At 69.4% G+C, this 21,464-nt stretch carries 14 protein-coding genes and 2 tRNA genes; 4 read left to right on the plus strand and 12 right to left on the minus strand.

Annotation, left to right across the window (positions count from 1 at the left end; genetic code table 11):
* The first annotated feature begins 78 nt into the window (after positions 1–78).
* A complete protein-coding gene (locus tag ACIQRL_RS09015; protein ID WP_401329044.1) occupies positions 79–780 on the plus strand; it encodes a DUF5324 family protein in 702 nt (233 codons plus the stop codon).
* 487 nt (positions 781–1,267) lie between these two features.
* Here the strand turns inward: ACIQRL_RS09015 and ACIQRL_RS09020 are convergent.
* Positions 1,268–1,340: transfer RNA gene (locus tag ACIQRL_RS09020), tRNA-Ala, on the minus strand.
* A 181-nt stretch (positions 1,341–1,521) separates the two neighbouring features.
* Here ACIQRL_RS09020 and ACIQRL_RS09025 point away from each other — a divergent pair.
* Both ACIQRL_RS09025 and ACIQRL_RS09030 read left to right on the plus strand, forming a co-directional pair.
* Complete coding sequence (locus ACIQRL_RS09025; RefSeq protein ID WP_037614940.1) at positions 1,522–2,070, plus strand: transcriptional regulator; 549 nt, start codon at positions 1,522–1,524, stop codon at positions 2,068–2,070.
* A gap of 126 nt (positions 2,071–2,196) precedes the next feature.
* Positions 2,197–4,140 (plus strand): protein kinase, encoded by a 1,944-nt coding sequence (locus tag ACIQRL_RS09030; protein WP_401329047.1) that lies wholly within the window; start codon positions 2,197–2,199, stop codon positions 4,138–4,140.
* A 40-nt stretch (positions 4,141–4,180) separates the two neighbouring features.
* Here ACIQRL_RS09030 and ACIQRL_RS09035 read toward each other — a convergent pair whose 3' ends face one another.
* Complete coding sequence (locus ACIQRL_RS09035) at positions 4,181–5,743, minus strand: hypothetical protein (RefSeq protein WP_401329050.1); 1,563 nt, start codon at positions 5,741–5,743, stop codon at positions 4,181–4,183.
* Positions 5,744–5,968: 225 nt separating this feature from the next.
* The gene (locus tag ACIQRL_RS09040) at positions 5,969–6,097 is read right to left on the minus strand and encodes a DLW-39 family protein (protein WP_003999697.1); all 129 of its coding nucleotides are present in this window, start codon (positions 6,095–6,097) and stop codon (positions 5,969–5,971) included.
* Positions 6,098–6,424: 327 nt separating this feature from the next.
* Between ACIQRL_RS09040 and ACIQRL_RS09045 the strand changes: the two genes are divergently transcribed.
* The gene (locus tag ACIQRL_RS09045) at positions 6,425–6,859 is read left to right on the plus strand and encodes a DUF6344 domain-containing protein (protein WP_401329053.1); all 435 of its coding nucleotides are present in this window, start codon (positions 6,425–6,427) and stop codon (positions 6,857–6,859) included.
* Between the two features lie 649 nt (positions 6,860–7,508).
* Here the strand turns inward: ACIQRL_RS09045 and ACIQRL_RS09050 are convergent.
* The 9 genes from ACIQRL_RS09050 to dnaA all read right to left on the minus strand — a co-directional run bounded on the left by ACIQRL_RS09050 (position 7,509) and on the right by dnaA (position 21,221).
* Positions 7,509–7,582, minus strand: a tRNA-Ile gene (locus ACIQRL_RS09050).
* Positions 7,583–7,683: 101 nt separating this feature from the next.
* On the minus strand, positions 7,684–8,400 hold the full coding sequence (locus tag ACIQRL_RS09055) for a DUF3566 domain-containing protein (protein ID WP_401329055.1): 717 nt from the start codon (positions 8,398–8,400) through the stop codon (positions 7,684–7,686).
* Between the two features lie 18 nt (positions 8,401–8,418).
* Positions 8,419–11,010, minus strand: a complete 2,592-nt coding sequence (gyrA, locus tag ACIQRL_RS09060) for a DNA gyrase subunit A (protein ID WP_401329057.1) — start codon at positions 11,008–11,010, stop codon at positions 8,419–8,421.
* A 42-nt stretch (positions 11,011–11,052) separates the two neighbouring features.
* Complete coding sequence (gene gyrB / locus ACIQRL_RS09065) at positions 11,053–13,116, minus strand: DNA topoisomerase (ATP-hydrolyzing) subunit B (protein WP_401329060.1); 2,064 nt, start codon at positions 13,114–13,116, stop codon at positions 11,053–11,055.
* A 946-nt stretch (positions 13,117–14,062) separates the two neighbouring features.
* A complete protein-coding gene (locus ACIQRL_RS09070) occupies positions 14,063–14,638 on the minus strand; it encodes a DUF721 domain-containing protein (protein ID WP_401329063.1) in 576 nt (191 codons plus the stop codon).
* Positions 14,635–15,759 carry a DNA replication/repair protein RecF gene (gene recF, locus ACIQRL_RS09075; protein ID WP_401329066.1) on the minus strand — a complete coding sequence of 375 codons (1,125 nt, stop codon included), beginning with the start codon at positions 15,757–15,759 and terminating at the stop codon, positions 14,635–14,637. Before recF ends, ACIQRL_RS09070 begins: the two co-directional genes overlap by 4 nt.
* A 133-nt stretch (positions 15,760–15,892) precedes the next feature.
* Positions 15,893–16,768, minus strand: a complete 876-nt coding sequence (gene gnd / locus ACIQRL_RS09080) for a phosphogluconate dehydrogenase (NAD(+)-dependent, decarboxylating) (RefSeq protein WP_401329068.1) — start codon at positions 16,766–16,768, stop codon at positions 15,893–15,895.
* A 193-nt stretch (positions 16,769–16,961) separates the two neighbouring features.
* The gene (gene dnaN, locus ACIQRL_RS09085) at positions 16,962–18,092 is read right to left on the minus strand and encodes a DNA polymerase III subunit beta (RefSeq protein WP_401329071.1); all 1,131 of its coding nucleotides are present in this window, start codon (positions 18,090–18,092) and stop codon (positions 16,962–16,964) included.
* Between the two features lie 1,068 nt (positions 18,093–19,160).
* Positions 19,161–21,221, minus strand: coding sequence for a chromosomal replication initiator protein DnaA (dnaA, locus tag ACIQRL_RS09090; RefSeq protein ID WP_401329074.1), 2,061 nt, complete (start codon positions 21,219–21,221; stop codon positions 19,161–19,163).
* Between the last annotated feature and the right edge of the window lie 243 nt (positions 21,222–21,464).

Raw genomic sequence — 21,464 nt, forward strand, 5'->3', positions numbered from 1 at the left:
CAGGGGCGGAAAGGTGAACTGTGTGTCTTTGGGGGTACCCGGTACCCCCGACGTACGCCACCGAGGAGGAGGAAACCCGTGACCCGCATCGACAGCGTGCGCGCCGCGACCGGCTCGGCGAAGGACAGCGTGCTGCACGCCGCGGAAGTGGTGGCGCCTTACGCCGACACGGCCAAGGACAGGGCTTCGTACTACGCGAGCGAAGCGCGTGTACGGCTCGCGCCGAAGGTGTCGCAGGCCGCCGAACAGGCCCGCGTCCAGTACGACGCCCGTCTCGCGCCGCGCCTTGAGCAGGCCCGTACCCATGTGCCACCGAAGGTCGACCAGGCCGCCCAGGAAGCGGCCATCCGCACCCGCAGGGCGGCTCGTCAGGCCGCCGACTACTCCAAGCCGAAGTTCGAGCAGGCGGTGGCCGCGGCGCAGCCCGTCCGGGACGAGGCCGCGGCACGCGGCGTGGCGGCCATCGCCGCCCTGCGCGGCCAGGTCACTCCGCAGGAGATCCAGAAGCTGCTCCGCAAGCATGAGCGGCGGGCGAGGGCCGGCCGTCTCGTGAAGGGGCTGGCCGTGCTGGGGATTCTGGCGGGTGGCGCCTTCGCCGCCTGGAAGTGGTGGGACAAGCAGGCCAACCCCGACTGGCTCGTCGAACCGCCGGCCGCGACCGAGGTGCCCGAGCCCGGACGTCTCTCGTCGGTCGACGGCAGCGGCCAGTCCGACCTGGATCCCGAGGTCCAGGTCAAGGAAGCCGAGGAAGAGGCCGCGGAGCGCGACGACCGCCGCTGAACCCGACTCAACATCGCCGCGGGGCAGGAGACTTGACGGTCTCCTGCCCCGCGGCGATGTTTCACGTGGAACAGTGCCGCGAGGGACCGCGGGCGCCCCGCGGAGGATTTACCCGCACGGTCCGCGATGACGTTTGCAACGGTCCTCGTGTGCAGCATCCATGGAGATGTTGTTAACGGAATGCGCCGAACCCGTCACTCGGCAGCCCGCGCGGCAGCTCACACAAGGGTCCCGCCCGAGCGCTCGACGCCTGGGCGTCGGACCGGCGTCCCGCACAGCGGAGCCACAGACCTCGTCCCGGCCATTGTGTTTGCGCAAAGAAATGCAACGCCTGCAAAGCCGCACGTGTGACGCGCGTCACTGGTGCGGCTCATGTCGGTTCCGTCCCGTCCGAGAACCGCTTCGCCAAGGGCGCGGGCGCGGACCATAAGGGGACATACGAAAACCGGTCAGCCGCCGCTATGAGGCGTCTGACCGGTCCGGGGTGTGGAGCCTAGGGGAGTCGAACCCCTGACATCTGCCATGCAAAGACAGCGCTCTACCAACTGAGCTAAGGCCCCCTAAGAGGAGCGTCCGACCACGAGAACCATCCGTCGACGGGCGCCGCAGACCAGAGTACCGGGTCACCCAGGGGATCTCACAAAATATTGGGGGTCCCCGTGGACGACCACTCTCCGTAAGATGCTCGACGTGGTTCGCTGTCGCGAACCGCGGTACTTGGGGAAGCGATGGGGAGACGCAATGGACGCCGCACAGCAGGAAGCAACCGCGAGAGCCCGGGAGCTGCAGCGGAACTGGTACGGGGAGCCGTTGGGGGCGCTCTTCCGTAGGCTCATAGAGGACCTGGGTCTGAACCAGGCGCGTCTTGCCGGGGTGCTGGGGCTCTCCGCGCCCATGTTGTCGCAGCTGATGAGCGGTCAGCGGGCCAAGATCGGCAATCCCGCGGTGGTCCAGCGTGTCCAGCTCCTGCAGGACCTGGCGGGGCAGGTCGCCGACGGGAGCGTCAGCGCCGCCGAGGCGACCGAGCGGATGGACGAGATCAAGAAGTCCCAGGGGGGATCGGTGCTCAGCAACACCACACAGTCCACGACCAGTTCGGGAGCCCCGACGGTCAAGCGGGTGGTCCGGGAGATCCAGTCCTTGCTGCGGTCGGTGGCCGCCGCCGGGGACATCATCGACGCGGCGGACACCCTCGCCCCGACCCACCCGGAACTGGCAGAGTTCCTCCGGGTCTACGGTGCCGGCCGTACGTCCGACGCGGTCGCGCACTACCAGTCCCACCAGAGCTGAGCCGAGCCCGGCCGCCGACCGCCCGGCGCTGGAGGCCGTGACGCCTTCCAGCCGCCGCAGGTCACGCAGCCGGGCACCTCGGAAGAGGTCTCCGGACCGATCGCCGAAGGGGAGCGACGTACGACCATGGGTGAGGTCTTCGCAGGCCGGTACGAACTGGTCGACCCGATCGGGCGCGGGGGAGTCGGCGCCGTGTGGCGGGCCTGGGACCACCGGCGGCGCCGCTATGTCGCCGCCAAGGTGCTCCAGCAGAGCGACGCGCACGCGCTGTTGCGGTTCGTGCGGGAACAGGCGATGCGGATCGACCATCCTCATGTGCTGGCGCCCGCCAGCTGGGCCGCCGACGACGACAAGGTCCTGTTCACCATGGATCTGGTCGCCGGGGGCTCTCTGGTCCATCTGGTCAACGACTACGGCCCGCTGCCTCCCTCCTTCGTCTGCACCCTGATCGACCAGCTTCTCGCGGGTCTCGCCGCCGTCCACGCGGAAGGGGTTGTGCACCGCGACATCAAGCCCGCCAATGTGCTCCTCGAAGCGACCGGGACGGCCCGGCCGCGGTTGCGGCTGTCCGACTTCGGCATCGCCATGCGACTGGGCGAACCACGGCTCACCGAGACCAACTACGTGGTGGGAACGCCGGGTTACTTCGCACCCGAGCAGATGCTGGGCTCCGAACCCGATTTTCCAGCCGACCTGTTCGCCGTGGGCCTGGTCGCCCTGTACCTCCTGGAAGGCACCAAGCCCGATGCCAAGGCGCTGATCGAGTACTTCGCCGAGCACGGCACGCCATCCGCCCCACGGGGCATACCGGAACCGCTGTGGCAGGTCGTGGCGATGCTCATCCAGCCCGATCCGCACGCTCGCTTCCGCACCGCAACGGGGGCGCGCAAGGCCCTTGCCGCAGCCGTCGAGCTGCTGCCCGAGCCCGGACCCGACGACGAGCTGATCGAGGTCTTCGACCAACTCGGGCCCCTGCCCGAGAGGTTCGGCCCGGCGGGTCCCCTGGACCCGGGGAACATCTCGGAGGCGGGCCCGCGGACTCTGTCCTCCCGCGGCCTTCCGGACACCACAGCGGCTCACCCCGGACTCGACGACTCCGGCTCAAGTTCCGGATCGGACTTCGGTCTTGGCGCCGGCCTCGGCACTGATCTCGGCACTCACCCGGGCACTGACCTGGGCACTGACTTCGGTGTTGACCTTGAGGCCGGCTCCGGTCCCGACTTCGTCGTCCGGCCCGCGACCAGCGCCGAGGACAGGCGTCGCGATCTCGGTACCGGCGCCGTACGCCCGGAATCCCGTTCCGCCGACCCGGGGCAAGGCTCCGCACAGGAGCCTGCGCGGGGCTCCGTAGGACAGGAGCAGTGGCCTGCTCAGGACGGCGTACGGCCTCGACCCGCCGCCGAGGACGCGGGGGCCGAGCCGGCCCCTGAGCGCGTACGGCCCCTGCCCGCCCCCGGCGGCGTACGGTCCCGGCCCGTCGCCGAGGACGCTCGCTCCCTTGCCGCCCCCGACGACGACCCGGCGGATCCCACCCCCGGGACCTCCCCCCGACCGTCCTCGATGTCGGACACCGGCAGCTTCCATCTGCCGCCGCCGCGACCCGCCACCACGGCCGGTTCCCCGCGGCGACCGCAGGCAGCGCATCCGCTCCAGCAGCCCCGGAACCCCCAGACGGGGCAACCCCAGCAGATGTGGCCGGAGGCCCAGGCTCCCACTCCCCCCGTCCCGGTCCCGCTCCCCCCGCCGACGGCCGCCCCGTTCTCCCGGGCGCCTTTCGACCCGACCCCGACGCCCACTCCCCCTACCGCGCCCCTTCCCGCGCAGGGGCCCTCCCAGCATCGGCCCCCGGCCCCGATCCCGTCCGCCGCGATGCCACAGCACGCGTACGCCCCGACCGCTTCGTACACCGCTCGATCCGTTCAGCTTCCGCCCCGGACGGCGGCGGTTCCGGAACGCCGAGGACGACGCGCACGGCCGCGTCCGGGGCCGCCCGCCAAGGTCGCGGTGCCGATGCTGCTGCTCGCCCTGGCCTGTTTCGCGGTGGGGTTCTGGGCCCTGACCCGGACCTGACGGGACGAACGGGCCCGACCCGTGGTCCGAGCGGGGAGCGTTACCAGCCCTGTGGAGCCCCGTGCTCCCAAGATGCCGGTGCCGACGTCGGCGGCGGCGCGGGAAGCGAGGCCGGGGCCGTGTCCGCGTCCTCCGGGGCCGGCCCCGGAGTCCGCACCGCACGACGGCGCGCGAGCAGGGTCCACACTCCGAGGATCACCATCAGCAGGCTTCCCGCGCCGATGCCGCCCGCGGCGACCAGCTTCATGGTTCCCCTTCGGCCGGCGCCGCCGCCGTCCCCGGTGCCCGACGCGCCGTCGTCGGCCGCGTTGCCGGAGTTCCCCACCGGGACCGCGAACACGTCCCGGGGCGTCGCCCGCCCCGCGTAGGCGGGCCCCGTCCGCGCCGCTCCGGCCACGCGCACGCGCAGTGTCAGCCCGAACGGCCCCTCGCCGAAGCGGTCGGCGACCTGCGCGGCGAGATGGACCACGAGGTAGTAGGAGCCGGCGAACCGCATGCCGCTCACGCGGTCGTTGAGGGCGTAGCGGTTCTCGTAGGCGACGGGGGGAAGGGGGTCGAGCGCGGCGGAGCGCTGGCTGCCGTCGTATCCGGAGCCGACGCCGTCGACGAAGCCGCGTACGGGGTTGTAGAGGGACATGACCAGAGCGGTGCCCATATAGCCCTCGCCACGGCTCGCGCTGCCCAGGTCCGCGGTGGCGTAGAACCGCTGTCCCCAGTCGACCGGAACCTTGTAGAACCGGGTCTGCCCCGGGCTGATGTCGTCCTTCCAGACTCCCTGCCCGAGCGGGACGGCGACGCTGAACCCGGCGCCCCCCGCGCGGTGCTTCGGGGTCCCCACGAGGGCGTCGGGCGACGCGGAGTTCCAGACGTCCGGTGCACTCGTCGGACCGGACGCCGTCTTCAGACCGGGCTCCGAGACATAACTGAGCTCCAGGTCCCACGGGCGGGACGAGGAAGCCGGCGTGCCGGCCGAACCCGTCGTACCGCCCGTGGTCCCCGCCGCTCCGGTGCGTTCGACGACCACGTAGTACGTTCCCGCCGACTGGCAGGCGTACTGCTTGCCGCTCGTTTCACGGGACGCCCAGGCGGCGACGGGGTGCGGGCTCTGGGTGGCGCCGAAGTGGACGGTGCCGGAGAACGAGCAGTTGCGGCCGTTGTCGTCCTGCAGGGAGACCTTGAGGCCGTCCGAGTAGGAGACCGTCGCGCCGCGCCGGGGGACGGCGGTGGCGGCGACGTACGCGTTGGAGACGGCATCGAGTTCGAGGCGGTAGTAAAGCCTGCCGTCCCTCCCCGCAACTCCTACGGAACTCTTGTACGTGCGGCCCGGCTCCAGTCGTACCGCGTCCGTCGAGTCGCTCGTGCCCGTGACGGTGGTGGCGTCCTCGGCGAAGGCGTACGGCGCGGGCGTCCCGTCGGCGGCCGCCCTCGCGTCTTCGGCGGAGGTCCGCGCATCGGCGGCCCCGGGATCGGCCGCGACGGCCCGGCCCGCGGGTGCGAGGGCCACACAGAGCGCGGCCGCCGCTGCCGTGGCCGCGAGCATCCGGCCGTGCCACGAACTCGCGCACCGGCCCCCGCCCCGCCGGCCCTCCGTGCGCCGCCCCATCACGCGCCACCCCTCGTCGTAGCCCCCTGGCGCGGACCATCCTGCCCCGTCGGCCACGGCGACACCCGGGCTACCAGTGGGAGCGGCCGAAAGGGAGCGGCCGCAAGTCCATGCTTTTTGCCCGTGCAACGGATTCGCTTGCTTTCGTGAAGCGACAGGGCTCCGGGAAACACAAAACCCCGACCGCGAGGCGGCCGGGGTCTGCTCCGAGACTGTTGTCTGTACTCACGAACCCGTGGGCACGGAGTCAGTCGCCTCCGTCCACAGATCCTGCTCGGCGCGATCCGCCTGGATCTGGCGGTACACGAGGAGCCCGCCGATGGCGGCCAGTGCGACCAGGAGAAGCTTCTTCACCGCGCGACCTCGTCTTTCGTTGACGTAGGGGACTTCTGGCGCCCGACTATACACACCGACCGATATCGATCGGTGACCTGGATCAGCCCTCAACTGCGGCCCCACGCACAGCGATAGAACGGGATGCGACCGCTCCGATCGCAGGGTGATCACACATCACAGAAAGTGACTTTCGAGGGCATCTACGTATTTTCCTGGTCGTTTGCGGCCATCCGGGTGGTGTTCATCTGAACATCAACGCGCCACGGGTGCAGGTCCACCACTTCACGGCCCGCATACACATCATGAGGAAAGTACGCAAATCGCCCGACCCGAAAGTGAGGGGCCGTGACCCAGAACAAGGTCATGAAGCTGTGGACCGCGATCGTCACCGCCTTCCTGGCGCTGTGCACGACGCTCGGATTCGTCACGACCACCGCGGCCGCCGCGGTACCGCAGGCCGGCCCGGCCCGCAACGCCGAGACCTCGGTGACCGCCCCGGCGATCGCCCCGGCGACGGCCTTCTGGGCCTGGTCCTACAGTCGGGCCCTGCCCCCCACGATGAAGCAACGGATCCGGGCCGAGGCACACGGCTCCTCGCCGAGCTGCCGCCACCGCGCACCGGCCGGCGACGACACGGCGGACGCCGCCGCTCCCGGCAGCCTGGAAGGCCTCGCAGACCCCGGCACCTGTTCCGGGCCCGAGACCCTCGTGGCGCCCGGCACGCAGCCCGTGGAGGCCCTCACGCCCGCGGTACCGCTCCAGCGCCGAGAAGCCCGCTGAGACGAGCGGGAGCACCGCACGAGGAGTCGGTACGGACGGACGTCGATACGGCAGATGTCGGTACGGACGGAAGCCGGAAGTCGGTACGGACGGAAGTCGGTACGGACGGACAGCACGGGACACCGTCCCCAGACACTTCTCAGGTCTCCCGGCCCCGGGCTCCATGAACCCCGCGGCCCTTTGCCCCTCCTCGCGTCTCGCGGCTTCCTGCCCTCCTTGAACCCCGCGGCCTCCGGCCGTTCTGCCCGCAACCCCTCACAGACACCCTGACGTAGCGGCGAACTTGCGTACAAAGCACCCAGGGCAAAGGCCCGGCGACTCGGAAGAGTCGCCGGGCCTTCGACATTGCGCCGCCGTGAGCCCTCCTGCGCACATCGCGTACCGGCTCCTTCGGCCAGGACGCAGGCGTCACGATCACCGGTGGGTCACCAGGCCGATGTCCAGGATCGGAATCTCCGTGCGGCAGGACCGATCACATGCGCCCGCGGAAGAACCCCATCCGGCTTTCAGGGCTCAAAGGAACCGTCGACGTGGCGGTGACTTCCGTCGGACGGCCAAAGGACCGCTTCGGCCCCCAGCCCCTCGTGAAGGCCCCCGCACGGAATACGCAAAGGCCCCCGACCGTGAACGGTCGAGGGCCTTCATGCTGTGGGGCTAACAGGATTTGAACCTGTGGCCTCATCCTTATCAGGGATGCGCTCTAACCAACTGAGCTATAGCCCCGCCGCGCTCTGCGGAGTGTGTCCCGCGCGCTGACCTCTGAAGATTAGCGCACGACGCGGCCAGTCCCAAAATCGATAGTCAGAGGGCGTTTGAACGGACCCTCACTCGTCCTCTGCGAGGGTCAGCTCGACGCCGCCGACGAAGCCGGCGGAGAGGTTGTAGATGAACGCTGCGAGGGTCGCCAGGGCGGTCGCGAGCACCACGTCGATGACCGCGATGATCGACGTGAACAGCAGGACGTGCGGGAGCGAGAGGAACGACTGGAGGTCGAAGCCGTTGGACTCGTTCGAGCCCGTCGCCTCCGAGATCGTGCCGCCGACGGTCGAGAAGACGCCCATCGCGTCCATGACCATCCACAGCACCGCGGCCGCCACGATCGTGCAGATACCGAGCGCGATGGAGAGCAGGAAACTGACCTTCATCACCGACCACGGGTCGGCCTTGGCCACCCGCAGCCGCGCCTTGCGCGTGCGCGGCGTCGTCCGCGCCCCGGTGCGCGGCCGGCGGACCGCGCCCGAAGGCGGCTGCGCCGGGTACGCCTGCGGCGGATGATACGGCTGCGCGGGCTGCTGCCCCTGCCGCTCGCCCGGCAGCGGAGATGCCGCCGGGGGCGATACCGGCGGCGCGCTCGGGGTCACGGGCGCCCCGACCGGGGCCGCCTGCCCGCCCGCGTACTGCTGGGCCTGCTGGCCTCGGGTATCCGTCACAGTTCCCCCCTGGGATCCATGAGAGTCATGGGAGTCGGTCTCATCCATGGCGGTGCCACGGCCGCCGTCCGTTTCCGTACCGGTCGATCCGGCGCCCGTGGCTCCGCTCACGACGACTCACTCCTCGCGCTACTCGGCCGAGGACGGCTCGCCCTCTTCCGTACCGATGGCCTCGACGCCTTCGACGGTCTCGTCCACGGCGTCGTCGCCGTCGACTTCCTCCGCCTCACGACCGGCCTCGGCGTTACGAGCGATGCCGACCACGGCATCGCGCTTGCCCAGGTTGATCAGTTGGACGCCCATGGTGTCACGGCCCGTCTCCCTGACCTCGTTGACTCGCGTACGAATCACACCACCGGACAGTGTGATGGCGAGGATCTCGTCGGTCTCCTCGACCACCAGCGCGCCGACGAGGGAGCCGCGGTCCTCGACGATCTTGGCGGCCTTGATACCGAGGCCGCCGCGACCCTGGACGCGGTACTCGTCGACGGCGGTCCGCTTCGCGTACCCACCGTCTGTGGCAGTGAACACGAACGTACCGGGTCGAACAACATTCATCGAGAGCAGCTCGTCGCTCTCGCGGAAGCTCATACCCTTGACGCCCGAGGTCGCACGGCCCATCGGTCGCAAAGCGTCATCCGTCGCGGTGAACCTGATCGACTGCGCCTTCTTGCTGATCAGGAGCAGATCGTCCTCGGCGGATACGAGTTCGGCTCCGATCAGTTCGTCGTCGGATCCGTCCTCCGTCTCACGAAGGTTGATCGCGATGACGCCGCCCGCGCGGGGCGAATCGTAATCCTTGAGCGGCGTCTTCTTGACCAGTCCGCCCTTCGTGGCCAGCACCAGATAGGGCGCCGCCTCGTAGTCGCGGATCGCGAGGATCTCGGCGATCGCCTCGTCCGGCTGGAAGGCCAGCAGGTTGGCGACGTGCTGGCCACGCGCGTCACGGCCGGCGTCCGGGAGCTCGTACGCCTTGGCGCGGTAGACCCGGCCCTTGTTCGTGAAGAACAGCAGCCAGTGGTGCGTCGTCGACACGAAGAAGTGGTCGACGATGTCGTCCTGCTTCAGCTTCGTGCCGCGGACACCCTTGCCGCCCCGCTTCTGCGAGCGGTAGTCCTCCGTCTTGGTGCGCTTGATGTAGCCACCGCGCGTGATGGTGACGACGATGTCCTCTTCGGCGATCAGGTCCTCGATGGACATGTCACCGTCGAAGGGCACCAGCTTGGAGCGGCGGTCGTCGCCGAACTTCTCGACGATCGCGGCGAGCTCCTCGCTGATGATGCCGCGCTGACGCACCGGCGAGGCCAGGATCTCGTTGTACTCGCGGATCTTGGCCTGGAGCTCGTCGTGCTCCTGGACGATCTTCTGGCGCTCCAGAGCGGCCAGTCGGCGCAGCTGCATCTCGAGGATCGCGTTGGCCTGGATCTCGTCGATCTCCAGGAGGCCCATCAGGCCCTCTCGCGCGATCTCCACCGTGTCACTGCGCCGGATGAGCGCGATGACCTCGTCGATGGCGTCCAGGGCCTTCAGGAGGCCGCGCAGGATGTGCGCGCGCTCCTCGGCCTTGCGCAGCCGGAACTTCGTCCGGCGGACGATGACCTCGATCTGGTGCGTCACCCAATGGCGGATGAACGCGTCCAAGGAGAGGGTGCGCGGCACACCGTCGACGAGCGCCAGCATGTTCGCGCCGAAGTTCGTCTGCAGGTCGGTGTGCTTGTAGAGGTTGTTCAGGACGACCTTGGCGACGGCGTCCCGCTTGAGGACGATCACGAGCCGCTGGCCGGTACGGGAGCTGGTCTCGTCCCGTACGTCGGCGATGCCGCCGACCTTGCCGTCCTTGACCAGGTCGGCGATCTTCTGGGCGAGGTTGTCGGGGTTGACCTGGTACGGGAGTTCGGTCACCACCAGGCACTGGCGGTTCTGGATCTCCTCGACGTCGACGACCGCGCGCATCGTGATGGAGCCACGGCCCGTGCGGTACGCCTCCTCGATGCCCTTGCGGCCCACCACCAGGGCGCCGCTCGGGAAGTCGGGGCCCTTGATGCGCTCGATCAGGGCGTCCAGGAGCTCCTCGTGGGAGGCCTCGGGGTTCTCCAGGTACCACTGGGCACCGGCCGCGACCTCGCGCAGGTTGTGCGGCGGGATGTTGGTGGCCATACCGACCGCGATGCCCGCCGAGCCGTTGATCAGCAGGTTCGGGAAGCGGGCCGGCAGGACCGTCGGCTCCTGGTTGCGGCCGTCGTAGTTGTCCGTGAAATCGACGGTCTCCTCGTCGATGTCGCGGACCATCTCCATGGACAGCGGCTTCAGCTTGCACTCGGTGTACCGCATGGCGGCGGCCGGGTCGTTGCCGGGAGAGCCGAAGTTGCCGTTGGAGTCCACCAGCGGCATCCGCATCGACCACGGCTGCGCGAGACGGACCAGCGCGTCGTAGATCGAGGAGTCGCCGTGCGGGTGGTAGGTGCCCATGACGTCGCCGACGACGCGGGCGCACTTGTAGAAGCCCTTCTCGGGCCGGTAGCCGCCGTCGTACATCGCGTACAGGACGCGGCGGTGGACGGGCTTGAGACCGTCCCGCACGTCGGGCAGCGCGCGCGACACGATGACGGACATCGCGTAGTCGAGGTACGAGCGCTGCATCTCGGTCTCGAGCCCGACGGGCTCGATACGCATGGCGATGTCGCCCGCTTCAGGATTGCTCGGTGTGTTCTCGTCGGTCATTGCTGGTGAAGATCCTTTCTGACGCGGTCAGCTGAGACCGACTCAGATGTCGAGGAAGCGGACGTCCTTGGCATTGCGCTGGATGAACGCGCGGCGCGCCTCGACGTCCTCGCCCATGAGGACCGAGAACAGGTCGTCGGCCTGGGCGGCGTCGTCGAGCGTGACCTGGCCGAGCACGCGGTGCTCCTGGTCCATGGTCGTGATGCGCAGTTCCTCGGCGTTCATCTCACCGAGACCCTTGAAGCGCTGGATCGAGTCCTCGCGGACCCGCTTGCCCGCCTGGCGACCGAGCTCGATCAGCGCGTCGCGCTCGCGGTCCGAGTACGCGTACTCGAAGTCGTCCCGGCCCCACTTGATCTTGTAGAGCGGCGGACGGGACAGGAACACGTGCCCGGCCTCGACCAGCGGCCGCATGAAGCGGAACAGGAAGGTCAGCAGCAGGGTGTTGATGTGCTGGCCGTCGACGTCGGCGTCCGCCATCAGAATGATCTTGTGATAGCGGAGCTTCGCGATGTCGAAGTCCTCGTGGACTCCGGTGCCGAAGGCGGAGATCAGCGCCTGGATCTCCTGGTTCTGCAGGATCTTGTCGATCCGCGCCTTCTCGACGTTGAGGATCTTTCCGCGGATCGGGAGGATCGCCTGGTACTGCGGGTTCCGGCCCGACTTGGCCGAGCCGCCGGCGGAGTCACCCTCGACGATGAAGATCTCGCACTTGATGGGGTCGTTCGACTGGCAGTCGGAGAGCTTGCCCGGCAGGGACGCGGACTCCAGGAGGCCCTTGCGGCGGGTGAGGTCGCGCGCCTTGCGGGCCGCCACGCGCGCGGTGGCCGCCTGGATGGACTTGCGGATGATGTCCGCGGCCTCGACCGGATTGCGGTCCAGCCAGTCGTTGAGGTGCTCGTAGACCGCCTTCTGGACGAAGGTCTTCGCCTCCGTGTTGCCCAGCTTGGTCTTGGTCTGGCCCTCGAACTGAGGCTCGCTCAGCTTGACCGAGATGATCGCGGTCAGACCCTCGCGGATGTCGTCGCCCGTGAGGTTGTCGTCCTTCTCGCGAAGCAGCTTCTTGTCGCGCGCGTACTTGTTGATGAGCGAGGTCAGCGCCGCACGGAAGCCCTCCTCGTGCGTACCGCCCTCGTGGGTGTGGATGATGTTGGCGAAGGAGTACACGCCCTCGCTGTAGCCGCTGTTCCACTGCATCGCGACCTCGAGGGACAGGCTCTTGTCCTTGTCCTCCGCTTCGAGGTCGATGACGGTGGGGTGAACCGCCTCTCCCTTGCGGGAGTTGAGGTACTTCACGAAGTCGACGATGCCGCCTTCGTAGTGGTACGTGACGGTCTTGACCTCGTCCTTCTCGTCGGCGCCCGCCTCGTCCGCCCCGGCAACGGCCTTCGCCGAATCGCGCTCATCAGTGAGTTTGATCGTCAAACCCTTGTTGAGGAACGCCATCTCCTGGAAGCGCCGCGAGAGCGTCTCGAAGGAGTACTCCGTGGTCTCGAAGATGTCCGCGTCGGCCCAGAAGGTGACCGACGTTCCGGTCTCGTGCGTGGCCTCGTGCTTGGACAGTGGAGCCGTCGGGACGCCCAGCTTGTATTCCTGCGTCCACCGGTGGCCGTCCGTCTTGACCTCGACGGAGATCTTGCTCGACAGGGCGTTCACCACGGAGACGCCTACGCCGTGCAGACCACCGGAGACCGCGTAGCCGCCGCCGCCGAACTTGCCGCCCGCGTGCAGGACGGTCAGCACGACCTCGAGGGCCGGCTTGCCCTCGGACGCGACGATGCCCACCGGGATGCCGCGGCCGTTGTCGACGACGCGTACGCCGCCGTCCGGAAGGATCGTGATGTCGATCGTGTCCGCGTGGCCGGCGAGCGCCTCGTCGACCGAGTTGTCCACCACCTCGTACACGAGGTGGTGGAGTCCACGCTCACCGGTCGAACCGATGTACATGCCGGGTCGCTTGCGGACCGCGTCCAGACCCTCGAGGACGGTGATGGCACTGGCGTCGTACGAGGCTGTGACCTCGCCGTTTACGCCGATGTCGGTGGACGGGATGTTCTCGTTGGGGTTGCCGGAATCGGCCACGAAGCGCCCTTTCTGGCACAGCACAAGCCGAACTCCCGGCGGGTGGCCGGAGCGGCTGCGGCGTGTTGCGGTGGTAAGCCTTGGTCAGCGTTGCTCGGTGCGTCCCACTAGTGGGGCGGGATTAGCTTCCAGTCTACCGGTAGCGCCGACAGTGATGGGGGTTTGCCGGTACCTGAGTCCGCATGTGCCGCCCTGAACCGGTCTCGCCCGACTCCCCATATACGGACCCGGGCCCAAAGAGGCTTACAGCGGCACTCAGCGCTTCGAGGTGTCAACCCTTGGCTACTGACGAGTCAGGTCGATGTCCGCCATGGCGTTCGGTTGCCCGCGGCGGTCGGACGGAGCCCGTGGAGGGGCGTCCTTCCGGACGGTCGCGGTGCGCTCCGGTCCGCCTCTGATACGCCGCTGACCAGCGACGATCGATGGTTTGTCAGATCAGCCGACAGGGGTGGCGGGGCGCGGCGCCCGGCGGCGGCCGCCGCCACGGCGGATCCGGGAGGACAGCGAGTCACTCGCGAGCGGGGTCGGCGGAGGACCTGAGCGCGAGGCACGGGGCAGCCGCATCCGACGTACGGCGACCGCGCGCATGCCGATCGGGGGCGCACCGTGGCCCGGCCGCGCCGCGGGCGACGGCTCGAATTCGTTCGCTGTCAGCCGGATCCGCGGCCCGGCGTGGTGACGATCACCGGCGGCCCGAGGCCGGAGCGGCCGACCTGGCGCCGACCGGCGCCGCCCGAGCCTGCCGCGCCGGACGATCCGCCGCGATGGTGCTCGGTCGCGCGCCGGAACAGCCGCAGTCGGGAGCGGACGGGTCCGGCGGCCCGGAATCCGTCACGATCAGCGGCGGTCGAAGGACAGGGCGACGTTCTCGGCGATGTCCGCAGGTACCACGCCGCCGGTCACCGCCTCGGGTGAGCGGCGTCAGGACGCGTGGCTGCCCTTCGCGGACCTGCCCGCCGCCGTCCGCCGGTCATCCGTAGGTGTCGCCGGGCCCCGTACTGCCCGGGGCGCGCAGCGGCCCGTACCGGCGCGGGGGGCCCGTCGGCCCCTGCACCTTGAGCAGGCGCACGGTGCCGTGGCCGAGGTCCTGGTTCAGCCGCGCGACCAACTGCGGTGCCAGCAGGCGCAGCTGGGTCGCCCAGGCCGTCGAGTCGCACTGCACCGTCAGCACCCGTTCGGCCGGGTCGTCGTCGTAACGCAGCGGCACGCAGTGGTTGGCCAGGTCGTCACCGACGATCTGCGGCCAGCGGCCCATCACACCGCCCACCGCGGCCGGGGCCTCCCAGCCGCGCTCGCTGAGCAGCCGGTTGATGGCGGCGCCGAGCGCCATGGGGTCGCGTCCGTCGGCACCCGAGCCGGAGCGCAGACCACCACCGCGCCGCGCCTGCTTCTTCTGCTGGGCCGCGTCCCCACGCGCGCGTGCCTGCTCCTTCGCGGCGCGCAGCGCCACGCGCGCGAGGTCGACACCGGACGGCTCGGGGGTCTGCTTGCGGGGTGCGGCGCCGGACGCGCCCTCGGCACCCGTTCCCGATGTGTTCTCCGTCATACGCGCTCCACCGTGCCCTCGGACACGGCGTACCGCGTCCCGGCCAGAACATGCGGCACGTCGTCGTCCACGGCCGCCGTCACGAGGACCTGCTCGCCGGGTGCGACAAGTTCCGCCAGGCGCTCGCGCCTGCGGCTGTCCAGCTCCGCGAACACGTCGTCGAGGATCAGCACCGGCTCGTTGCCCTCGGCCCTGAGCAGGTCGTACGAGGCCAGGCGCAGCGCCAGCGCGTACGACCAGGACTCTCCGTGGGAGGCGTATCCCTTGGCGGGCAGCTGACCGAGTTTGAGGACCAGATCGTCCCGATGGGGTCCTACGAGGGTCACGCCGCGTTCGATCTCCGGCTTGCGTGCCTCTTCCATGGCTGTCATGAGCTGGGCGTAGAGCTCCTCGCGGGCGTGGCCCACGATGCCGGGCGAGGACGCCTTGTACTCCAGGGCGACGGGCCCGCCGCCCGGCGCCAGCTGCTCGTAGGCCTTGTCGGCCAGCGGCTGGAGCGTGGCGACCAGGTCGAGCCGCTGGGCCAGCAGCTCGGCGCCCACGCGCGCGAGGTGCTGGTCCCACACTTCGAGCGTGGACAGGTCCATGGTGCGGCCGCCGTGCCGGCGGGCCAGCGCGGCCGACTTCAGGAGGGTGTTGCGCTGCTTGAGGACCCGGTCATAGTCGGACCGGACGCCCGCCATGCGCGGGGAGCGGGCGGTGATCAGCTCGTCGAGGAACCGGCGTCGCTCTCCGGGGTCGCCCTTGACGAGGGCAAGGTCCTCGGGCGCGAACAGGACGGTTCGTACGATGCCGAGTACGTCACGGGGTCTGACCTGCGAGGACCTGTTGATGCGGGCGCGGTTGGCCTTGCCGGGGTTCAGCTCCAGCTCGATGAGCTGCTGGCGCTCTCCCTGGCGGACGTTGGCCCGGATGAACGCCCGGTCGGCGCCCATGCGGACGAGCGGCGCGTCGGAGGAGACGCGGTGGCTGCCGAGGGTCGCGAGATAGCCGACCGCCTCGACCAGGTTCGTCTTGCCCTGTCCGTTGGGACCCACGAACGCGGTGACGCCCGGATCGAGCGGGACCTCGACCCGGGCGTACGAGCGGTAGTCGGCCAGCGACAGATGCGTGACGTGCATGGTCGTTCGCCGACCTCCCCCAGCGTGGTGTTTCGGTTGGTCCCCGGGGTCCGGGCCGGACCCCGGTTCTCGGGTTTCGTCCCCGGCTGTGGACAACCGGGTCACCCCGGGTGCGGAGAACCCGGGGCGTCGATCAGGCCTTCTCGACGGCGTGGCCGCCGAACTGGTTGCGCAGCGCCGCGATCATCTTCATCTGCGGCGAGTCGTCCTGCCGCGAGGCGAAGCGGGCGAAGAGCGACGCGGTGATCGCGGGGAGCGGCACCGCGTGGTCGATGGCTGCCTCCACGGTCCACCGGCCCTCGCCGGAGTCCTGTGCGTAGCCCTTGAGCTTCTCCAGGTGCTCGTCCTCGTCCAGCGCGTTGACGGCGAGGTCGAGCAGCCAGGAGCGGATGACCGTGCCTTCCTGCCAGGAGCGGAAGACCTCACGCACGTCCGTGACGGAGTCGGCCTTCTCCAGGAGCTCCCAGCCTTCGGCGTAGGCCTGCATCATGGCGTACTCGATGCCGTTGTGGACCATCTTCGCGAAGTGGCCCGCGCCGACCTTGCCCGCGTGCACCGCTCCGAAGTCGCCCTCGGGCTTCAGCGCGTCGAAGACCGGCTGGACCTTGGCGACGTGTTCGGCGTGGCCGCCGTACATCAGCGCGTAGCCGTTCTCCAGACCCCAGACACCGCCGGAGACGCCGCAGTCGACGAAACCGATGCCCTTGATGCCCAGCTCGACGGCGTGCTTCTCGTCGTCCGTCCAGCGCGAGTTGCCGCCGTCCACGACGATGTCGCCGGGCTCCAGCAGGGCGGCCAGCTCGTCGACGGTGGACTGGGTGGCGGCGCCGGCCGGGACCATGACCCACACCACGCGCGGCCCCTTGAGCTTGCCCACCAGCTCTTCCAGGCTGTGGACATCGGCGAGGTCCGGGTTGCGGTCGTATCCGATGACGGTGTGACCTGCGCGGCGGATCCGCTCGCGCATGTTGCCGCCCATCTTGCCGAGGCCGACGAGACCGAGCTCCATCAGTTGTTCCTTAGGGGTATGCGACGTGACGTGAGGGCACTCTCGTACCTGGTCCGAGCCTAGACCTGGGGGTACCACCCACGCCTTTCGGGCACCGGGGGACCTCACGCACATCTGTGGGCATAGCCGCTCAGACGTATGCCCCACGCGTGGTGCGGCCCGCCGGGCCCGTGGGGACCGGCGGGCTCCGGGGTCAGCCGGACAGACGCACCGGCATGATCAGGTACTTGTATGCCTCGTCCGCCTCGGCGTCCAGGGCGGGCCTGCCGCTCAGCAGGGCGGGCTTCGTGGACGTCGTGAAGGAGAGCTGGGCCACCGGCGAGTCGATGGCGCTCAGGCCGTCGAGCAGGAACGTCGGGTTGAAGGCGATCGAGACGTCGTCGCCCTCCAGCTGGGCGTCGACCCTTTCCACAGCCTGTGCGTCGTCGCTGGAGCCGGCCTCCAGGATCAGCACGCCCTGCTCGAAGCTGAGTCGCACCGGGGTGTTCCGCTCGGCGACCAGGGCCACACGCTTGACGGCCTCCACGAAGGGGGCGGTCTCGATGACGGCGATGGAGTTGAACTCCGTCGGGAACAGCGAGCGGTACTTCGGGAGGTCGCCTTCGAGCAGACGGGTGGTCGTACGCCGCCCGGCACCCTCGAAGCCGATCAGGCCCTCGCCGGAGCCGGAGCCGGACAGCGCCAGGATCACGCTGTCGCCGCCCGTGAGGGCCTTGGCGGTGTCCAGGAGCGTCTTGGCGGGCACCAGGGCGACCGCGGACGCCTCCGGGTTCTCCGGCTTCCACAGGAACTCGCGGACCGCGAAGCGGTAGCGGTCGGTGGACGCCAGGGTGACCTTGTCGCCCTCGATCTCGATGCGGACACCGGTGAGCACGGGGAGCGTGTCGTCCCGCCCGGCGGCGATGGCCACCTGGGCGGCGGCCGAGGCGAAGACCTCACCGGGAACGGTGCCGGTGGCCGACGGCATCTGGGGCAGTGCCGGGTACTCCTCCACAGGCAGGGTGTGGAGTGTGAACCGCGAGGAGCCGCAGACCACGGTCGCCCGTACACCGTCTGTGGAAATCTCCACCGGCCGGTTGGGAAGCGCCCGGCAGATGTCCGCGAGGAGGCGGCCGGAAACGAGGACCGTGCCCTCCTCGTCGATCTCCGCGTCCACCGAGACCCTCGCCGAGACCTCGTAGTCGAAGCTGGAGAGGCTCAGTGCGCCCTCCTCGGCCTTCAGAAGAAGGCCGGCGAGGACAGGCGCCGGCGGACGGGCCGGGAGGCTGCGTGCCGCCCAGGCCACTGCCTCCGCGAGTACGTCGCGTTCCACCCGGATCTTCACCGTTGCCGCCTCCGTCTGTTGCCGGCGCTCTCGCCCTGCTGGCCTTCGTCGTCTCACTCGGTGTCGCTCGGACCGCTGAGGGGAAGGACACCGGGGAACAGTCTGACGCACCGCGCTGACAGTCGGCGCCTCTCGGGGTCAAGTCGTGCCGAGCGGCACTTGAGCCTCCGACGGCGAGTTGTGCACAGCCCCCACTTCGAAACGGTTCTCAGGCTCTCTCTAGTTGGTCTTAGTAGTAGGGCCTGTGGAAACCGTGGATAACCCCGTTTTCGCAGCTCAGATGCGTTTTTTTGTCCACCGACCCTGTGGGCGGAGGCGGTGGACAACCGGGGGTGTCTGTGGACGGCGGAAAGTTCTGCACACTCGATCCACAGCTTGGGGTCACTTCTCCCCAGCGCCGTCCCCAGCTTTACCCACGTTCCCCACAGGCCAATCCGGCACCTCGGTGTGACGCCTTTCACTCGACGCGGTGAGATGGCGCGGCGCGTTGCCGAACAGTGGACAGAGGTGTGGAGAAGCTGGAGATCGCTGGGGACAACTGGCCCCGGCCTGTGGGTCACCGGTGGACAACTTCCCGCACAGCCTGTGGATCCGCTCTTCGTCCACAGCCTGTGGAGAGTCTTCGTCCACGAATCCACAGGCGGCTGACCTGGTCTGATGGTCTTTCAACAGTGCTACCTGTGGAAACGATCTGGACAACTTCCCAGTCCCCAGGATGTGGATGGAAGAAAGTCACCACATCTGTGGAGAGTGGCCGTAACCAGGCTCGGATTCGAACAGCAGGTGTCGGGCCGGTAGCGGTGAAATCGGGGCGGGAACCCTCGGAAACGGGGGTCGAACCCCTCAAGAGTCGTGAACGAAGCCTTCGGAGGGGGTGTTTGGACCTCGTCGAGCGCGCGGCTGGGCCGTTCCGGGAACGACCAAGGGCGCCCCGGGAGGATGTCCCTGGGCGCCCTTCGGCACGTACGACCGTGTGTCGGCCCGGCGGAGCAACTGCGACCGACCGCCGCCGGCCGCGCTCGCCGACCGCGACTGCGACTGCGGAGCCGGCGCGGGTGCCGGCCTCCGTCAGCCGTTCTTGATGCGGTTCGTGAGCTCGGTGACCTGGTTGTAGATGGAGCGGCGCTCGGCCATCAGCGCGCGGATCTTGCGGTCGGCGTGCATCACGGTCGTGTGGTCGCGGCCGCCGAACTGCGCGCCGATCTTCGGCAGCGACAGATCGGTGAGCTCACGGCACAGGTACATGGCGATCTGCCGCGCCGTCACCAGGACGCGGCTGCGCGAGGAGCCGCACAGGTCGTCCACCGTGAGCCCGAAGTAGTCGGCGGTGGCCGCCATGATCGCGGTCGCGGTGATCTCGGGGGCCGAGTCCTCGCCGCCCGGGATCAGGTCCTTGAGGACGATCTCCGTCAGACCGAGGTCCACCGGCTGCCGGTTGAGCGACGCGAACGCCGTCACCCGGATCAGCGCGCCCTCCAGCTCGCGGATGTTGCGCGAGATCCGGGACGCGATGAACTCGAGGACCTCCGGCGGGGCGTTGAGCTGCTCCTGCACGGCCTTCTTGCGAAGGATGGCGATACGGGTCTCCAGCTCGGGCGGCTGGACGTCGGTGATCAGACCCCACTCGAAGCGGTTCCGCAGCCGGTCCTCCAGGGTGACCAGCTGCTTGGGCGGCCGGTCGCTGGAGAGCACGATCTGCTTGTTCGCGTTGTGGAGCGTGTTGAAGGTGTGGAAGAACTCCTCCTGCGTCGACTCCTTGTCCGCGAGGAACTGGATGTCGTCGACGAGCAGGATGTCCATCTCCCGGTACCGCTTGCGGAAGCTGTCGCCCTTGCCGTCGCGGATGGAGTTGATGAACTCGTTGGTGAACTCCTCCGAGCTCACGTACCGCACCCGCGTACCCGGGTAGAGGCTGCGCGCGTAGTGCCCGATCGCGTGCAGCAGGTGCGTCTTGCCGAGTCCCGACTCCCCATAGATGAAGAGGGGGTTGTACGCCTTCGCCGGCGCCTCGGCGACGGCCACGGCCGCTGCGTGCGCGAACCGGTTCGAGGCGCCGATCACGAACGTGTCGAAGAGGTACTTCGGGTTCAGCCGCGCGGTGGGCTCGCCGGGACCGGAGGCCGGCGCGGGCTGCGCGGCCTTCGACCCGGGGGCACCGCCCGAGGAAGGCAGCGACGGGCCGCCCCTGCGTCCTTGGCCGCCGGAGGGGTCCTGCAGATCACGGCGGTCGGAACGCTGGTCGTAGTCCTGGCGCTGCTGCTCGTAGGGCGAGCGGTCCATCGACTGCGGCCGGTAGTCCTGGGGCGGCGAGGCGTAGGGGTCCCGCTCCGGGAAGCCGAGGCGCTGCTGCTGCCAGCCGTAGTCGTCCTGCGCGTGGCGCGGCCAGGCGCCCGGCTCCGGGCGCTGGTAGTCCGGGTACGCGGGACGGGCGGTCGGCAGCTGGTCTCCCGGGGCACCGGGCAGCGGTTCGGCGCGGCCGCCTCGGTGGTCGTCGGCGCGGTGGCGGCCGTACCCCTCGTACCCGTCGCGACGGGAGTCGTACGGACCGCGGTCGTCGCGCCCCTGCGGCTCGTACGTGTTGCGCTCGTCACGGCCCTGACCGCCGCCGTCGTAGCCGCCGCGGTCCTCGCGGCCCTGGCCGTCGTAGGCGCCGCGCTCGTCCCGTCCCTGGCCCTCGTAGGGGCTCCGGTCGTCGCGGTTCTGGCCGCCCTCGTACGTGCCGCGGTCGTCGCGGCCCTGACCGGCGTCGTAGGCGCCCCGGTCGTCGCGTCCCTGGTTCTCGTACGTGTCACGGCTCTGGCCCGACCCGCCGGGGAGCTCGGGCTCCTCGTAGCGGGGCGGGGCGGGCTCGCCCGCGGAGTCGTCGACCGTGATGGCGATTCGGATGGGTCGGCCGCACTCGCGGCTGAGCGTCTCGCTGACGATCGGGGCGAGACGGCCCTCCAGTACGTTCTTCGCGAACTCGTTGGGGACGGCGAGCAGGGCGGTGTCCGCGACCAGAGCCAGGGGCTGGCAGCGCTTGATCCAGTGCTCGTCCTTCGCCTCGACACCCTGCCCGCGGCCCTCGCCCAGAAGTTGTTCCAGTACGCGTGGCCACACTGCGGCAAGATCGGCAGGTACGTCAGCCACGGGGCACGCTCTCTCACGGGTCCCACGAACGTGTGGTTCTGGGAACAGGTTGGGAAATCAGTCGCTTGGGGCGGGGGATCAAAACCGCTGGGGCGGTGAGAAGGGAACGAATCGGAGTTCAGCCACGGTAGTCAGGGCGACCGGTGCGGTTCAAGTTGTTGTCCCCAGCCTGTGGATAGTGTCTCCTGTCAGGGACTGGTTTGACCGGATGGCGTAGCCGCGCGTACCGTAACCAGGTCGAGT

The organism is Streptomyces sp. NPDC091209 (assembly GCF_044757755.1).
In the GTDB taxonomy this organism is placed as follows: domain Bacteria; phylum Actinomycetota; class Actinomycetes; order Streptomycetales; family Streptomycetaceae; genus Streptomyces.

Coding starts and splice junctions, on each gene's coding strand:
- ACIQRL_RS09025 (WP_037614940.1), top strand. CDS start 1,522: ATGGACGCCGCACAGCAGGAAGCAACCGCGAGAGCCCGGGAGCTGCAG.
- ACIQRL_RS09030 (WP_401329047.1), top strand. CDS start 2,197: ATGGGTGAGGTCTTCGCAGGCCGGTACGAACTGGTCGACCCGATCGGG.
- ACIQRL_RS09035 (WP_401329050.1), bottom strand. CDS start 5,743: ATGGGGCGGCGCACGGAGGGCCGGCGGGGCGGGGGCCGGTGCGCGAGT.
- gyrA (WP_401329057.1), bottom strand. CDS start 11,010: ATGACCGACGAGAACACACCGAGCAATCCTGAAGCGGGCGACATCGCC.
- ACIQRL_RS09070 (WP_401329063.1), bottom strand. CDS start 14,638: ATGACGGAGAACACATCGGGAACGGGTGCCGAGGGCGCGTCCGGCGCC.
- recF (WP_401329066.1), bottom strand. CDS start 15,759: ATGCACGTCACGCATCTGTCGCTGGCCGACTACCGCTCGTACGCCCGG.
- gnd (WP_401329068.1), bottom strand. CDS start 16,768: ATGGAGCTCGGTCTCGTCGGCCTCGGCAAGATGGGCGGCAACATGCGC.